The 500-nt window shown below is 69.0% G+C and carries 1 pseudogene; it reads left to right on the plus strand.

The features are described 5' to 3' along the window. Positions 1-500 (plus strand): annotated as a pseudogene (locus ACXJKR_RS34470) (heme utilization protein); the annotation flags it as partial.

Raw genomic sequence — 500 nt, forward strand, 5'->3', positions numbered from 1 at the left:
CAGCTGGACGGTCTCACCAGCGACCAGCTGCGCGCCCTGTCTTCCAGCCAGATCCTCGCGCTGACCACCGCCCAGGTCAGCACCTTGAACACCGACGACCTCAACACCCTGACGTCCGACCAGTTCAACAAGCTCTCCACCGCCCAGGTCGCCGTGCTGACGACGGCCCAGTTGAGCCACCTGACGACGGACAGCCTCAACGCGATGGGCTCGACCCAGTTCGCCGCTCTGAACTCGGCCCAGTTCAGCGCGCTGACGTCCGACCAGCTGCCGACGATGGAGACGGCYGACCTGCGCGCCGTCACCACCGCCGCGCTGCGCGGCCTCTCCTCCGACCAGATCCAGACCCTGACCTCGGACGAGGTGGGCGCCCTGACGACGGSYCAGATCGCCRCSTTGACGACGGCCCAGGTCAAGGGCCTGACGGCYGGCGACATGACGGCSCTSGGYACCGCCCAGRTSGCCGCSCTGRGCTCGGCCCAGGTGTCGGCCCTGAACAC

The sequence above is a fragment of the Roseateles sp. P5_E11 genome, from assembly GCF_054049355.1.